The sequence below is a fragment of the Neorhizobium lilium genome, assembly GCF_004053875.1.
GTDB lineage: Bacteria > Pseudomonadota > Alphaproteobacteria > Rhizobiales > Rhizobiaceae > Neorhizobium > Neorhizobium lilii.
The window spans coordinates 55650-71301 of sequence record NZ_SBIP01000001.1; the positions used below are offsets into that span (position 1 = coordinate 55650).

At 60.6% G+C, this 15652-nt stretch carries 14 protein-coding genes; 6 read left to right on the plus strand and 8 right to left on the minus strand.

Annotated elements, in window-relative coordinates; translation table 11 throughout:
* Positions 1-46: 46 nt before the first annotated feature.
* Positions 47-1555 carry an ABC transporter substrate-binding protein gene (locus tag EPK99_RS00250; protein WP_128440641.1) on the minus strand — a complete coding sequence of 503 codons (1509 nt, stop codon included), beginning with the start codon at positions 1553-1555 and terminating at the stop codon, positions 47-49.
* Between the two features lie 341 nt (positions 1556-1896).
* Between EPK99_RS00250 and EPK99_RS00255 the strand changes: the two genes are divergently transcribed.
* From EPK99_RS00255 to EPK99_RS00265, 3 genes are read left to right on the plus strand one after another with little or no spacing between them, the layout of a single operon-like run.
* Positions 1897-3093 carry a sialidase family protein gene (locus tag EPK99_RS00255; RefSeq protein ID WP_128440642.1) on the plus strand — a complete coding sequence of 399 codons (1197 nt, stop codon included), beginning with the start codon at positions 1897-1899 and terminating at the stop codon, positions 3091-3093.
* On the plus strand, positions 3090-4043 hold the full coding sequence (gene pdxA / locus EPK99_RS00260) for a 4-hydroxythreonine-4-phosphate dehydrogenase PdxA (RefSeq protein WP_128440643.1): 954 nt from the start codon (positions 3090-3092) through the stop codon (positions 4041-4043). Before EPK99_RS00255 ends, pdxA begins: the two co-directional genes overlap by 4 nt.
* 6 nt (positions 4044-4049) lie before the next feature.
* Entirely contained in the window at positions 4050-5168 is a 1119-nt protein-coding gene (locus EPK99_RS00265; RefSeq protein ID WP_128440644.1) for an iron-containing alcohol dehydrogenase, read from the plus strand.
* A 25-nt stretch (positions 5169-5193) separates the two neighbouring features.
* Here the strand turns inward: EPK99_RS00265 and EPK99_RS00270 are convergent, their stop codons facing one another.
* The 6 genes from EPK99_RS00270 to EPK99_RS00295 form a co-directional block, all read right to left on the minus strand.
* The gene (locus tag EPK99_RS00270; protein WP_128440645.1) at positions 5194-5901 is read right to left on the minus strand and encodes a FadR/GntR family transcriptional regulator; all 708 of its coding nucleotides are present in this window, start codon (positions 5899-5901) and stop codon (positions 5194-5196) included.
* 1 nt (position 5902) lies between these two features.
* The gene (locus EPK99_RS00275) at positions 5903-6928 is read right to left on the minus strand and encodes a four-carbon acid sugar kinase family protein (protein WP_128440646.1); all 1026 of its coding nucleotides are present in this window, start codon (positions 6926-6928) and stop codon (positions 5903-5905) included.
* A gap of 145 nt (positions 6929-7073) precedes the next feature.
* Entirely contained in the window at positions 7074-8144 is a 1071-nt protein-coding gene (locus EPK99_RS00280; protein WP_128440647.1) for an ABC transporter ATP-binding protein, read from the minus strand.
* 21 nt (positions 8145-8165) lie between these two features.
* Entirely contained in the window at positions 8166-8963 is a 798-nt protein-coding gene (locus EPK99_RS00285; RefSeq protein ID WP_128442072.1) for a carbohydrate ABC transporter permease, read from the minus strand.
* Between the two features lie 79 nt (positions 8964-9042).
* A complete protein-coding gene (locus tag EPK99_RS00290) occupies positions 9043-9975 on the minus strand; it encodes a carbohydrate ABC transporter permease (RefSeq protein ID WP_245455707.1) in 933 nt (310 codons plus the stop codon).
* A 112-nt stretch (positions 9976-10087) separates the two neighbouring features.
* Positions 10088-11383 carry an ABC transporter substrate-binding protein gene (locus EPK99_RS00295; RefSeq protein ID WP_128440648.1) on the minus strand — a complete coding sequence of 432 codons (1296 nt, stop codon included), beginning with the start codon at positions 11381-11383 and terminating at the stop codon, positions 10088-10090.
* A 229-nt stretch (positions 11384-11612) separates the two neighbouring features.
* Between EPK99_RS00295 and EPK99_RS00300 the strand changes: the two genes are divergently transcribed.
* From EPK99_RS00300 to EPK99_RS00310, 3 genes are read left to right on the plus strand one after another with little or no spacing between them, the layout of a single operon-like run.
* Positions 11613-12812, plus strand: coding sequence for an ROK family transcriptional regulator (locus EPK99_RS00300; protein WP_128440649.1), 1200 nt, complete (start codon positions 11613-11615; stop codon positions 12810-12812).
* Between the two features lie 34 nt (positions 12813-12846).
* Positions 12847-13950, plus strand: coding sequence for a Gfo/Idh/MocA family protein (locus tag EPK99_RS00305; protein WP_128440650.1), 1104 nt, complete (start codon positions 12847-12849; stop codon positions 13948-13950).
* A 15-nt stretch (positions 13951-13965) separates the two neighbouring features.
* Positions 13966-14607 (plus strand): ThuA domain-containing protein, encoded by a 642-nt coding sequence (locus EPK99_RS00310; protein ID WP_128440651.1) that lies wholly within the window; start codon positions 13966-13968, stop codon positions 14605-14607.
* 59 nt (positions 14608-14666) lie between these two features.
* Here the strand turns inward: EPK99_RS00310 and EPK99_RS00315 are convergent, their stop codons facing one another.
* On the minus strand, positions 14667-15593 hold the full coding sequence (locus EPK99_RS00315; protein ID WP_205909026.1) for a dihydrodipicolinate synthase family protein: 927 nt from the start codon (positions 15591-15593) through the stop codon (positions 14667-14669).
* Between the last annotated feature and the right edge of the window lie 59 nt (positions 15594-15652).

A 15652-nucleotide genomic window follows, 5' to 3' on the forward strand; every position in this document is an offset into this window, starting at 1 on the left:
ATGAGGCGGCGGATATCCGCCACCTGGGATCGCAGAGCGGCGACCGTTACTTTATGCCGATCTCGGAGAGCTGCAGCATGGAATTGGTCGCGATCGTCGGCTTGAAGTCGAGACGTTCAGACACCCTGGAGAAGCCGACCATATGGAAAAGCAGCACGTCTGCGACCACGTCGTCGTGCAGGTAGGCGATCAGCTGCGACCAGAGCTTGGCACGTTCGTCGCCGACGGCGGCCGTTGCCCGCTGGATGAGATCGTCCACCTTAGGATCGGAAAAGCCGGCCTGGGTGCCCTTCGAGGCATATTTGAAGAACATGGTGAATGAGGGATCACCCTTGGAATTGTCATGCGAGGCGGCCACTAGGATCGGCCCGCGGCCTTCCTTGAACGGCTTCGAGTAATAGCCTTCATGCTCCGCCACTTCGACGAACTTCAGGTCAACCTTGAAGCCGACATCCTGAAGCTGCGCCTGAATGGCCTCCATGATCTCGGTCACGTTAGGGAAATTCGCTGTGCGCGCGATGATGGTGATCGGCGTTTCGACCGGCACTCCGGCTGCCTTGGCTTCCGCCAAAAGCTTCTTCGCGCCATCGGGATCGAACGGGAAAACCTTTACGTCCGGGTTCCATCCGAGCGTCGTCGGCGGAACGAGGGCGGTGGCGAGTACGGCGCCATCGGGCACGAGCGAGCCGACAAAGGCTTGACGGTCGATGGCAAGGTTCAGCGCCTTGCGGACCCGGACATCGTTCAAGGGTGCGATGTTGTGGTCGATCCGGAGATAGACGGTTTCGCTGTCGAGGTAGGAAAAGTCCGTCTTGGTATTGGTCGCGTCGAGCTGCGAGATGGACGGCGAAAGATCCGCCTCGCCCGTCTGCACCATGGCAGCGCGCACGGCAGGATCGGCCCGGAACAGATAGGTCGCCTGCGTCACCTGGGGCTTTTCACCCCAGTAACCGCCCCGGGCGCTGAGCACGATCTGCTGGCCCGGCGTCCAATTGGACAGCTTGTAGGGGCCGGTGCCGATCGGTTCGCGAATGAATTCCAGCGGCGTCTCTTCAGGCACGATCGTCACCAGGGACATCAGCAGCGGCAGGATCGGCTGGGCCGGGTCCACCTTGAAGTCGATGGTATAGTCATCGACGATATTGATCGCCACGTTCATGCCGCCGAAGTAGCGACGCGATTCACAGGCATTCTTCGGGCTCATGATGCGCTCAAAGCTGTGCTTCACATCCTTGGCGTCGAACGTCGTGCCGTTGGAAAAGGTGACGCCATGACGAAGGTGGAAGCGCCAGCTTCCGTCCGTGTTCTGCTCCCATTTCTCAGCGAGGCGCGGCATGACGCCCTTCTTGCCGCGAACGTCAAGCTCCGTCAGCGTTTCGCTGACATTCTCCATGATGATGCGCCCGATATTGGAGCGCGTCGCCATGCAGGGCTCCAGAAGATCCGCCTCTTCGGCAAGCACGATCTTGATCGGGCCCGAGCCTGCAGCCGCAGGCGAAATGCCGGCCGTCAATGAGGCTGCCATCAAAGCGCCGAATACCATTGTTCTCTTCATGTCGTCCTCCTCCCAATGAAACGAAAGCCGCGATCCCTCAGCGACAAACGCCAGATAGCAGCCGAATATGCGAGGTCCATCAGAACGCCGCATCAAGCCGACATCAAGCGCTCCTCAGCCCTCAGTCCGCTTCCTTAAGCCTTGCGGCGACAATCGAACTTTCGTCGCAGTTTGTCAAATTAATTTCCAATATCTTTCTCTGCGAATAAATATAGATGTTTATTATCATGCAATTTCAATGAGTTATTTTCTAAATTGAGATTTTTAAAGCACTTTCTTAATCCCAATAAACTTGACAACTTTGTTATTTTGGCAATCCTGAAGACGACAAGGAGGAGCCAATGACACCCGACGAGATAGCCCTCGCGATGACGGGCGCCGTCCAATCCACCGCCAAAGGTCGGCACGAGGCTTTCCTGCCCTCGCCCATGGTGCAGAACCATGCGAGCTTCCTGCACTGGCTTGCGGATGGGGCGTTGGTATGCGCGTGGTTCGGCGGATCGCTCGAAGGCAAGTCCGACATTTCGATCTTTGCTTCCGTTCTCCTGCCAGGTTCCAGCAAATGGGGACCAGCGCAACGATTGAGCAATGACCCTGCGCATTCGGAGCAGAACCCGGTCTTCTTCACGGCGCCCGACAGCCGGCTATGGCTGTTTCACACGTCGCAGCCCTCCGGAAATCAGGACGAATGCCGTATCCGCATGGCGAAGGTGGTGCGCGACGGTAAGGACCCGACCCGTCTGAGGACGGACGAAGGCCGATATCTCGATCTACCCCTCGGCTGCTTCGTGCGCGCTCCCTTGACCGTGCGCGATGACGGAGCTTGGTTACTTCCGATCTTCCGATGCCTGCAGCGGCCGGGGCAGAAATGGAACGGAAGCCATGATTATGCAGCAGTCGGCGTGTCGGAAGACGAGGGTCGGACATGGCGGCTGGAGGAAATCGGTCAATCCACAGGCTGCGTGCACATGAGCCCCGTTTCTCTGGGCGCAGGCCGGCATGCTGCCTTCTTTCGTCGCCGGCAGGCCGATCAGGTCTACCGCACCGAAAGCAGCGACGATGGTCGCTCCTGGAGCGCGCCTGAACCGACCGATATCCCGAACAACAATTCCTCCGTCGCAGCTATCCGTCTGAACGACGGGCGCGTGGCTGTCATCTGCAATCCGGTGAACGCAGCGCAGTCCAGCGACAGGCGCGCCTCCCTCTACGACGAATTGGGCGAGGATGACACGCGTCCGGATGCCGATCCGACCGGCGGCTGCGTGCCGGTCTGGGGCGTGCCGCGCGCACCCGTATCCGTCTGTCTCTCTGAAGATGGCGGAGGCAGCTTCCCGACGCGCGTCGTTATCGAGAATGGTCCCGGCACCTGCCTCTCCAACGATTCCACGGACGGCCGGAACAAGGAAATGTCCTACCCCTCGCTGCTGGAGGGACCGGACGGCAGCCTTCACATCGCCTATACCTATTACAGGCGCGCCATAAAATATGTGCGCCTTGCGCCCGGCTGGGCAGCAGTCATGGAAAGGAACGACCAATGAGCACGACCATCGGCATCACCATGGGCGATCCCTGCGGCGTCGGCCCTGAGATCACAGTGCGAGCACTGGCGGAAATGAGCGAAGCAGATCGCGGAGCGACGCGGATCTACGGCAATCTCGCGACGCTGGAAGCTGCACGGGACGCGGTCGGCGTCACCATCGATCTAACGCCCTATGTCGTCGACCTGCCGATCGAGGGAGCACCGCTTGCCTGGGGGCAGCTTTCCGCTATCGCCGGCGATGCCGCCTTCCGCTTCATCGAGAAGGCGGTGCGGGATGCGCAGGCCGGCGATATCGGCTGCATCGTGACTGCGCCAATCAACAAGGAAGCGCTGAACATGGCTGGCCATCACTATGATGGCCATACCGGCATGCTGCGCAGCCTGACAGGATCGTCGGCGGCCTACATGCTTCTCGCCTCCGAGCGGCTGAAGGTCATCCACGTCTCCACCCACGTTTCCCTGCAGGAAGCCATACGCCGCGCGACGACTGAGCGGGTTCTGGCAACGATCCGGGCCGGCGACAGTCACCTGAAGCGGGTCGGCTATGCCAGGCCGCGCATTGCGGTTGCCGGTATCAATCCCCATTGCGGCGAAAACGGGCTGTTCGGCACGGAAGACGAGGAGCAGATTGCGCCGGCGGTCGCGGCAGCGCGGGCCGAGGGCATCGACGTGCAGGGGCCGATCTCGGCGGACACTGTGTTCCACCGGGCCTATTCCGGCGGCTTCGATCTGGTGGTGGCGCAATATCACGACCAGGGGCACATCCCCATCAAGCTTGTCGCCTTCGACACAGCCGTCAACGTCTCCGTCGATCTGCCGATCGACCGGACCTCCGTCGATCACGGCACGGCTTTCGACATCGCCGGCAAGGGCATCGCCAATCACGGCAACATGAATTCCGCCATTGCCTATGCGCGCAAGCTCGTGGCTGGCGGAAAAGAAGGATAAATTACCATGGCCGTCGCTCCCATCACCATTCACCAGCCGCGCCGGCTTGCCGTCGGAGCGGGCATGATCCGCGAGGTCGGCACATGGGCCGACGAGGCCGCGTCCGTGCTGGTTATCGCGACGCCCATTACCGCAGGCTTTGTCGAACGGCTCCAACTGTCCGGACGGGTATCGGTATTCGACGCCATCCCCGGCGAGCCTGATATCGCCACTCTGGAGGCCGCGCTTGCGGCGGCCCGCACTGTCAGTCCGGATCTGATCGTCGGCCTGGGCGGCGGCTCCGTCATGGATGTCGCAAAGCTGGTGGCAGCTCTCTGGGACAGCGAGCAGGGGATCGCCGATGTTGCCGGACCGAACCGGGTAGTCGGCAGGAAGACACGCCTGGTCCAGGTAGCGACGACCGCTGGAACGGGCTCGGAAGCCGGCATCCGCTCGCTGATCACCGACCCGGTCAAAGGCAACAAGATCGCCGTCGAGAGCCCTCATTTGATCGCCGATTTCGCAGTTCTCGATCCCGAACTGACCTACAGCGTCCCGCCCGCCGTGACGGCGGCGACCGGTATCGACGCCATGGCGCATTGTGTCGAAGCCTTCACCAACCGTCGCGCCCATCCGATGATCGACGATTTCGCCCGCATGGGCTTTCGCCTGGTGGGCAAATATCTGGCGAGAGCGGTGAAGGACGGTGCCGACACCGAAGCCCGCGAAGGCTTGATGCTGGCCTCCTATTACGGCGGCATCTGCCTTGGACCGGTCAATACTGCGGCCGGACATGCTATTGCCTACCCGCTTGGAACGCTGCTGCACCTGCCGCACGGGCTAGCGAACGCGATCATCTTTCCCCATGTGCTTGCATTCAACCAGCCGGCCGCACCAGAGAAGACGACGGAAGTTGCCAAGGCTCTCGGCGCGGAGAGCGCTCGCTCACCCGGCGACGTCAGCGAGATTGCAAAAACCTTCTGCCTTGATCTTGGCGTGGAAATGGCGCTGGCTGCGCATGGGGCGAGGCAAGAGGATCTTCTGCGTTACGCAAGCGATGCCCACGCCATCCGCCGCCTGATGGACAACAACCCGATCGACATGAGCGTCGAAGACGTTCTCGGCATTTATCGCGCCGCGTATTGAGGCTGGCAACGACGACCGCCGTATTTCAGTCCCGCTGAGTCGTCTGGAACAGGCGCTCCCGCGATCCTTCGAGATGCGTCTGCATCAGTTGTCGTGCCGCCGGCCCGTCCTTGGCCAGGATTGCATTGGCGATCGCCTCATGTTCCGCGAAGACCCGAGAAAGGCCGGACGCCTCGCGCTTGACGGAAATGCCATGGAACTTCATGCCTGCCGAGATGTGATCTTTGAGAGCTACCATGGCGGTAGAGAAGTAGCTGTTATTGGCTGCGCGGGCGATGGCGAGGTGGAACTGATAGTCGGCATCCTCCCTGTGCGATTGCCGGTTGGTGGCATCGCGCAGGAGTTCAAGCGCCCGACGGATGGCGGCGAAACTATCCGCGTCATGCCGCGCGGCGGCGGCGGCTGCTGCGGCAGGCTCAAGCGTCAGGCGGAACTCGTAGCAGCTGAGAAGGTCCGCAACGTTTTCCAGCTGCCCGAAACCCAGCGGCTCGCGCAAGCCCACCGCGCGCACGAAGCTGCCGGCACCACGCCGCGAATAGATGAGCCCCTGCTCGCGCAAACGCCGCAGCGCCTCCCGGATCACCGGCCGCGACATCTCGAATTCGGTTGCCAGTTCATGCTCCGTCGGCAAACGCTCATCGGGCTTGTAGGCGCCGGATTTGATGGCCCTGAGCATTCGCTCGAAGACGATATCCGGGAGTGCCTTGCGTGCCGTTCCGTTGACCAGTCCCATGTCAGATCGCCCCGATGACCCGTGCGGCAATATCTTTCAGCGTGTGCGGCCGCCCGAACCCGCCCGATTTGGCGATGATGCAGTGACCATCCGCTTCGGCGACACCGAGACCGGGAAGACATTCTCCGCGAAGATCGAGCTCCGTAATGCCGGCTTTCGCCAAAACCGCCTGCGCCGTCGCACCTCCCGAGAGCAACCATGTCGTCGCAACGTCCGTCAGTCGAGGCACCACCCCCTCGGCAAGACGGCGCGATACCTCCTCAGGCGAACTGTCTTCCTGCCCGGGCAATGCCTGCACCAGCGTCACTGGCCCATCCGCTGGTGCCCTTGGCTCAACATGTCCGTTCGGCGCACCGGAATAGTCCACCGCTATCGCTTGCCGCAAAGCCGCCACCTGCGCAAGGGTGATCGGGTCCTGCGAACCGATGACGAACAGCGCATTGCCCTTGGCAACCTCGGCGGGTCGCGCCTCCGCCATTCCGGTCATCGACCGCGCCAGCGCTTCGGCCAGACCACGTGCGCCGATCAACAGATCGACGCCTTGCGCCAGCGCCGTATGGAGTGCCTGCTGCATCTGCTCTTCGGTCATCGTATCGGGGATCAGGTAGCGGTCGTCCGCACCTCCCAGCGCGGCGAGGAGCGAAATGGGTTCAGCGACGCCGAACCCTTCCACATGCCCTGCCCTCACCGCACGGCCGAATTCAGGAATGGCCGGCGCCACCAGCGCACGAGTGAACGGGATCGCGGACAGTTCGGCCGCAATATTTCCCTTCAGCCGCGAATCCACCTTCTTGAAAAGCGTAACGCCCTGAGGAAGAGCAGACAGTGATTGGGTAACCAGTTGATGCGCCGCTTCCGGCGAACATTCCCGGCAGTTCAGATCGATGGAAAGTACGTCCGGCTCATCACGCAAAGAATGCTCAATGGCATCTACATTCAAGACCACGCGCGTGCGCAGTCCGCGCCCCGCGAAGGGTGCGGCAGCATCAAGTGCGCCCGTGACGTCATCGGCGAGAATGACCAGCATTCAGCATGTACCTGTTGTAATCTTCCCAGAGCAATAAACCATATTCGCCAATGGGCTGAAATTCAACAGTAACAAATACGGCAGGCCTTGTTGCTGTATTTTCGTGTTGGCATTAGTCGGATGGAAGGCCTGAAAACATTCTAGCTTAAAGCGCGATGCCGCTTTCGCGATCGAAGACATGCACCTGGTCGGCGGGAATATTGGCGTCGAAACGAGCGCCGTAGCGGGCGGGATATTCGCCGTCGACGATTGCGGTCACAGGATGGCCGGCAAGGTCGAAAACGATATGAGTTTGCGCCCCGGTCGGCTCGACCAGCAGCGTCTGGCCTGAAAGCGTAGTTCCTCCCTGCCCTGGGCTCAGATGTTCCGGGCGAAGCCCGATCTTGATCGCCTGGCCGCGTGTTACCTTTCTGTCCGGCGCTATACGAATGGCCGTACGGTCGGCCAGCCGTGCCGCTGCCTCGCCTCCATCCCCATCCACTGTTCCGTCGAGAAGGTTCATGGCAGGCGAACCGATGAAGGCGGCGACGAAGAGATTGGCCGGCTTCCGGTAGAGATCCATCGGAGTTCCCTCCTGCTCGACCCGCCCCTGGTTCAGCACGACGATACGATCCGCCAGCGTCATGGCTTCGATCTGGTCATGGGTTACGTAGATCGATGTGGTTCCGACCTTCTGATGCAGCGTCTTGATTTCCGAGCGCATCTGCACGCGCAGTTTGGCATCGAGATTGGACAGTGGCTCGTCAAACAGGAAGACGGCAGGGTTGCGAACGATGGCGCGGCCCATGGCGACGCGCTGGCGCTGCCCACCCGACAATTGCGCAGGCTTGCGGTCCAGCAGGGCGGTGAGATCCAGCATCCTGGCCGCCTCGTTTACCCGCTCGGCGATGGCAGGTTTCGGCGTGCCGGCGAGGCGAAGGTTGAAGCCCATGTTTTCGGCGACCGTCATGTGCGGGTAGAGCGCGTAGGATTGGAACACCATGGCGATGTTGCGCTCCCGCGGCGTCAGATCGTTGACGACCCCGTCGCCGATGATGACATCGCCGGCACTGATCTCCTCAAGGCCCGCGATCATGCGCAGCAAGGTGGATTTGCCGCAGCCCGACGGGCCAACCAGCGCAATGAATTGCCCATCCTCGATGGACAGGGAAACGCCGTGGATCACTTCGAGTGCGCCATAAGCCTTGCGGACTTGTCTCAGTTCGACGGGTGCCATTCTGGTTACTCCGGATAGGGCTCAGGACTTCACCGCGCCGGCCGTAAGGCCCGCAATGATGTGCTTCTGTGCCAGGAAAAAGGCGATGATGGTGGGAAGGATGGTCAGCGTGATGAAGGCCAGCACCAGCTGCCATTCCGTGCTGAATTCGCCGCGATAGATCATGATGCCGAGCGGCCAGGGATAGAGGCTGTCGGAATTGAGCATGATCAGCGGCACGATATAATTGTTCCAGCTGCTGACGAAGGAGATGATGCCGACGGTTGCGATGATCGGCCGCGAAAGCGGCAGGGTTATATGCCAGAAGAAGCGCATATAGCCGCAGCCATCGACGAATGCCGCGTCGAACAATTCCTGCGGCAGGTTCCGGAAGTAGTTTCGAAACAGCATGATGCTCATGCCGAGGCCGAAGGCTACCTGCGGCAGCACGACGCCCCAGTAGGTGTCGATGAGCCCAAGATCGCGGATGCGGATATAGAGCGGTAGGATGGCGGTCGCGGCCGGGAACATCAGTCCGATCAGGAAGTAGTTGAGCAGGTAGCTGGACCCGAAGAAGCGGATATGCGCAAAGCAGAAGGCCGCCATGGCGCCGAATGCCAGTGTCAGGAAGACGGTGAGCAGCGCGATGATCAGCGAATTGCTCATCTGCAGCCAATATCGCTTGCTGAGGATGATATCCGTGTAGTTCGCCCATTGCCACTCGCTCGGCAGACCGAATGGATTACCACGTAGCTCGCCGAGCGTCTTGAAGCCGCCGAGCGCGGTGCTGAGCAAAGGCACCACGACGATCGCCGCGACTAGCAGCAGAGAGACATACATATAGATTTGTGTACCGGTGCGGACCCGCTGGCCTGACGTCGGCGCGCTGGCGGCATCGATGGGAGCGGAAGCGGAAATCTCAGTCATGGCGCATGAACACCCGCTTGTAGCTGAAGGCGAGCGTCACGCAGAGCACGAAAAGCACGACGCCGACGGCGCTGCCGAACCCGATCTGCATGCGGGTCACCCCAAAATTATAGAGGAAGGTTACCATGGTCTGGGTGGAGTTCGACGGACCGCCGCCGGTCAGAGGCATGATCATGTCGAACAGCTGCAGCGAGCCCACCACTCCGAAGAAAACCGAAAGGCGAACCGTAGAACCGAGCAGCGGCAAGGTGACCAGCCGGAATTTCTGAAACCCGGTCGCGCCGTCGATATCGGCCGCTTCGAGCACGCTTTTGTCGATCGACTGGAGCCCGGCGATGAACAGCATCATGTGGAAGCCGAAGTATTTCCAGACCACGACGCCCAGGATGGCATACATGGCCATGTCGCGGTCAGCGAGCCAGAACGGCGCTTCGACACCCAGGAAATGCGAAATACCGGCTACCAGGCCAAAATCGCCGTCATAGACAAAACGCCAGATCATGCCGGCAGCGACATCCGCCAGCACGTAAGGCAGAAAGAAGATCAGGCGGAAAAACAGGGCGCCCTTGATGCGGCTGGCAACCATGCTCGCAAGCCAAAGGGCAAGTGGTATCTGCACGCACACGGAAACAACGACGATCAACCCGTTATTGATCAGCGCCTGCGTGAAGGCGCCATTGCGGAAGATAAGCTGGTAGTTGCGCAGCCCGATCCACTGCGTCGGGCTGCCATAGCCGTTCCAGTTGTAGAAGGAATACCAGCCCGCCTCGCCCATGGGGAGGATCACGAGCACGGTGAACAGAAGCAGCGCCGGCGGCAGGAACAGGATCAGGACCGGCCACTTGCTGTGGGCCAGCGACCGCTTTCGCCGCCTCGGCACCGAAAGTGCACTTCCAGCGGTCACGACGTTGGTGGATATAAGCATCTCGCTCATTGGCTTTCGGGCCTCTTAGAACGCGCAACCCGGCGTCAGCCGGAAACAGAAGCCGGCGCTCCCGAGGCTTGCAGCCTTAAGGAATGAGAGGCCGGCATTGCATTTACTTGCGTTCGAGTGAGTAGGCGTCCTCGATCTGCTGTGCGGCGTCGGCCGGCTTTTCACCACCAGATACGATCTCGGTGCTGACGTCGTTGACGATCGCCCCGACATTGGGTCCGAGATCCTGGTCGAGGAAATTCTGGTGCCAGGTTTCCTTGGCCAGCGCCTCCGCCACCTCCTTCAGCAGCGGCCGGGAAATGGCCTCGCTTGCGCCCTTTGTGACGGGCATGATCTGCGTTTCCTTGGCCAACTGCTTCTGCACATCAAGGCTGCCCATGTAGCGCAGGAATTCCTCCGTCTCCGGCGGCGCATTCTTGGTCACTGCCCAACCGTTCAAACCGCCGAAACTGTCGGTGATGACACCGGGCCCACCCTTGACGACCGGGAACGGGAAGCGGCCGATATTGTCGTCAGCCAGACCCTTTCGGGTCGTTGAATTGGTCGCCTGGGTTGCCGGCGTGTTCTCGAAGCTCAGGATCATCGCTGCCCGTCCATCGCCGAAAGCGGCAAGCGCATCGTTCCAAGTTGCCCCGAGATAACCGTTCTGGAAGGGTTCGAGCTTTCCAAGAGCCGCAAGGTCTTCGCCAGCCTTGGCGAAGGCTGGCGCTGCAAAGCCGTCATTCTGACCGGCCTTGGCGTCTGCAAATCCCTTCTGCCCCGCCTCGCGCATGGCAAGATAGCTCCAGTAGAAATGCAGAGGCCACTTGTCGCGACCCCCACCTGCAATCGGCGTGATGCCCGCCTGTTTCAAGGTCTTCACAGTAGCTAGAAAGTCGTCCCAGGTGCCGATCTTGGACGCATCGATACCGGCCTTCTGGAATAGCTCCTTGTTGTAGTAGAAGGAGACAAGCCCGCTCTTGGAAGGCGCTGCCCAGACCTTCCCATCGAAGCTCAGGCCTTCTACAGCAGAGGGATTGATCGACTTGCGCCATACTGCACCATCGGCATCCAGCGTCGCATCGATAGGGCGAAGCGCTCCCGTAACAGACTGCGCCTGCAGCACACCGCCGCCCCAGGTGTAGTACATGGCCGGCGCATCCTTCGACTGAAGCAATGTCGGCAGCTTGGCCTTGAAGGCCTGGTTTTCAAGAAACTGCAATTCGATCTTGACGCCCGGATGCTTGGCTTCAAACTCCTTGGCGATCTGCGTCCAAAGCGCTATCGTAGATGGCACCTGCTCGACGTGCATCCAGCGGATCACGCTGTCGGCCGCTGCCGTACCGGCTGTCATGAACCCGCCCATCAGCGCGAGAGCTGCGGTCGAGACCGAAACGGTTTTAGTGATATTGATGGACATCGAAGACGCTCCTCCCAAAGCTTTAATTCTGTATCCGAATTAAATAATCGACATAAGCGACATCCTGTCAATAGCTCGGCTGCGTATAACTCCAAAATTGCCTATTTTATCGCCCTTAGATGATTATCTCTTGCGCATGTTTTGAAAATCGCCTTAAGAACGATGTGGATTTAATTTGCATCTCGAATTAATTTGAGCTGCAGTCACACGATGCAAGTGCGCCCAAGAGATGAAGACTGCCGATCCGGAACTCATGCGTGCGATGAACCGCCTCAGCGTGCTGGACACCATCCGGCGCCGCGGACCGATTTCACGGGTGGAAATATCCGAAGGAACAGAGCTATCGCCGACAACTGTGTCCGCCATCACGGGATCATTGCTTGATGACGGCCTTATCCTCACCCGCCACGAGGGGGACATCCGCAGCGAGACAGTTCGTGGGCGTCCGCGGGTCATGCTGGAGCTCAATCCGGCCGCCGCACGCGTGGTGGGCGCGAAGATCGCCGCCAGCCGTATGGTCTTTGTCGTTACCGATTTTTGCGGCGAGGTGCTGGCGACACTGACCCTGCCGATCCGGATCGACCGCCAGCCAATCAGCGTCATCGCCGACATTGTCGAGGACGGGGTGCGCCGATGCGTACTCGACGCCGGATTGTCGCTGGTGGACGTACACAGCGTCTGCCTGGGTTTGCCGGGAGTTATCGAACATCGTAGCGGACATATCCGTTCGAGCCCCATTCTCCGCGACACCAATGTGGATTTCGCCGCCGAGATGTCCGCACGCCTCGATACGACAACAATTGTTGAAAGCGACGCAACGGCCATCACGCTTGCGCATCATTGGTTCGGCCGCGCCCGCGATCTGGAAGACATGGTGCTGGTGTCGCTCGAACAGACCCTCGGCCTCGGCGTCCTGCACAACAACCGGCTGTTTCGTGGCGCCGGCGGCCTCAGCCACAATCTCGGCGATCTTGTTCTGGGGATGAGCAAGGATGGCGTCGTGCGGCTTTCAAGCCAGGCGGGCGAGAACGCCATACTCGGGTTTCAGCAGACGGATGGCCGCTTGGCAGAGGCTGTTCGGCTCGGCCGCGGCATGGCGCATGCGCAAACCCTTATCAAAGCCGACGATAGCCAGCTGATTACCGCGGCAATCCGTGCCGGCGAGACCATCGGCTTTACTATCGCTAATATCGTGACGCTGTTTGCGCCACCGCGGGTCATCCTCGTCGGCTCCTCGCTGGCTCTGGGCGAGCCTTTTCTGAACAGCCTGCGGGATGCCTACTCGCTTGCCATCCCGCCTTCGCTTCAGGGGGTCAGCGAGCTCGTCTTCGATGATTCGAACGACGACTTCTGGGCTCGGGGCGCGGCGGCCGTAGCGCTTTACGAACTTTACGAATCTCCCTGGAACACCACGGGGCCAGCGCGCTGAACAGTTAGAAGCATATGCCATCGGGAGGAAAATGATGGAAAAAGTCGGCATTGGCATCATCGGATGCGGTAATATCTCCGGCGCCTATCTCAAGGCCATGACCACGGATTTTCCGATCCTCGACATTCGCGGACTTGCTGACCTGAATGGCGAGCTGGCGCAATCAAGGGCTTCCGAGTTCGGGTTGCAGGCGAGATCGATCGAGGAGCTTCTGGGTGATCCGGATATCCAGATCATCGTCAATCTTACGGTTCCCAAAGCGCATGTCGCCGTCGCCCTGCAGGCGCTGGATGCGGGCAAGCACACCTATTCGGAAAAGCCGCTCGGCATCAATTTCGCCGAGGGCAAGAAGCTTGCCGATGCCGCACGCGCCAAAAACCTACGGATCGGCGCGGCGCCGGACACGTTTCTCGGCGGCGGACACCAGACCGCTCGCACATTGATCGATCAAGGGTTGATCGGCCTGCCGGTCGGCGGAACGGCCACCTTCATGTGCCCCGGCCACGAGCGCTGGCATCCCAACCCCGACTTCTATTACGAAGTCGGTGGCGGTCCCATGCTGGACATGGGACCCTATTACATCACCGACCTCGTCAACCTGCTGGGGCCGGTTTCGCAGGTCGCAGGCTTTGCCATCACGCCGCGTGCCGAGCGCATCATCACCAGCGAGCCGCGCAATGGCGAACGCATCCCTGTGCATGTGCCGACCCATGTGGCGGGCGTCATGGCCTTTGCCAGCGGCGCGGTCGTGCAGATCGGCATGAGCTTCGACGTTGCAGGACACAAGCACGTGCCGCTCGAAGTCTACGGCACCGAGGGCACGTTGATCGTGCCGGACCCGAACCGCTTCGGCGGGCCGGTGGAATACCTCAAGAAGGGCGGCCAGTTCGAGGAGCAACCTCTGACGTCGCCCTATTCGGACGGAAACTTCCGGTCGATCGGCGTTGCCGATATGGCCTATGCCTTGCGATCGAACCGGCCTCACCGCGCCAATGGCGACCTTGCCCTGCACGTGCTTGAGGTGATGGAAGCCTTTCATACGGCCGCCGCGGAAGGCCGCACGATCAAGATTACCACCACCACCGAGCGGCCGGCACCCCTGTCGGTGTCGCTCATCGACGGCCGGTTGGCCCAGTAATCGGAGGAGAAGAGAATGCGCGAAGCACTTATCGTATGGGGTGGCTGGAGCGGCCATGAACCACAGGAATGCGCCGAGGTCATCAAGGACATGCTGGAGGATGACGGGTTCAAGGTCTATCTCGAGCATTCCACCGAAGCCTTTGCGGATCCTTCAATCCATGACCTGAGCCTGATCGTTCCGATCATGACCATGTCGAAGATCGAGAAGGAAGAGGTGAAGAACCTAGCCGCCGCGATCGAAAGCGGCGTCGGGATCGCGGGCTATCATGGTGGAGCAGGCGACGCCTTCCGCGAGTCGGTTGACTATCAGTTCATCATCGGCGGCCAGTGGGTGGCTCATCCCGGCAACATCATCGATTACACGGTCAACATTACCAAGCCCGACGATCCGTTGATGGAAGGAATTACCGATTTCCCCTACACGTCCGAACAGTATTACATGCACGTCGATCCGTCGAACGAGGTGCTGGCGACGACAACCTTCACTGGCGACCACGCCTACTGGATCGATGGCGTCGTGATGCCGGTGGTCTGGAAGCGTAAATACGGCAAGGGCCGCGTCTTCTATTCCTCGCTTGGTCATGTGGCCAAGGAATTCGACGTGCCACAGATGAAGACTATCTTCCGCCGAGGCGCCAACTGGGCCGCACGGTAGTTTCAAAACTAGCGCTATATTCAGAGCAGATCCGGCGTCTACCGGATCTGCTTATTGGCCTAGAAGGACGCCCGCGGATCTCGCTTTGCCAGACGCGCCAGCAGATAATCCACCTCCGCGCGCGCCGTCGGCGTCAGCATCTGGGCCGGCTTGCGCTGCGCATCCAAGGCGATGACGCCGCGCCGTTTCAGCACATGCTTGCGTACAGCAAGACCTATCCCGAGCTGCTGTTCGTAGCGGATGAGCGGCAGATGCGCATCGAAAAGATCATGTGCCTCGTCGCGCCTGCCGCTTGCGAAAAGTCCTACCAGCTTTGTCAGCATGTCCAGGAAACCATAGCCCGTCATCGCGCCGTCCACACCGCGCTCCGGCTCGAAGTCGAGGAACATGCCGCCATTGCCGCACAGGATAGAGAAGGGCCTGAGTTCTCCCGCCTTCTGCATGGCGCGCAGCTTCGAGACCTTCTCCAGCCCTGGCCAGTCCTCGTGCTTCAGCATCAGGCATGACGGGTGGTTGGCCATTATCTTGGCGATCACGCCGGGAGACATGACCACGGTCAGCGTCAGCGGATAGTCCTGCAGCACCCAAGGCACGTCGTCGCCGACCGCCTCGACAGCACCCGCGAAATAATTGACGATCTGATCATCCGTCCTCAGGGCCGGCGTCGGCGCAATCATCACGCCTGCCGCGCCCATGTCCATCGCGCTGCGCGCAAGAGACCGCATAGCGGCAAAGCCGGGCGCCGGAACACCGACGATGACAGGCACGTTCGCACGCGACACGACGCGCTGGATGATAGCCCGACTTTCCTCGGGCTCCAGCTTCGGTGCCTCGCCCATGATGCCGAGAATGGTGATGCCGGTGCAGCCGCTCCGCTCATAGAAATCGGTGAGCTTGTCGATCGAGTGGAAATCGATTGACCCGTCCTCGAAAAACGGGGTGGTGGCAATGGCGTAGACACCTTTGGATTCTGTGCTGAATGTCACGGCTATCCCCTGATACACGGCTTCGCCCTGGCGGGCAGTCATGCAAACGTGTTAGCCGC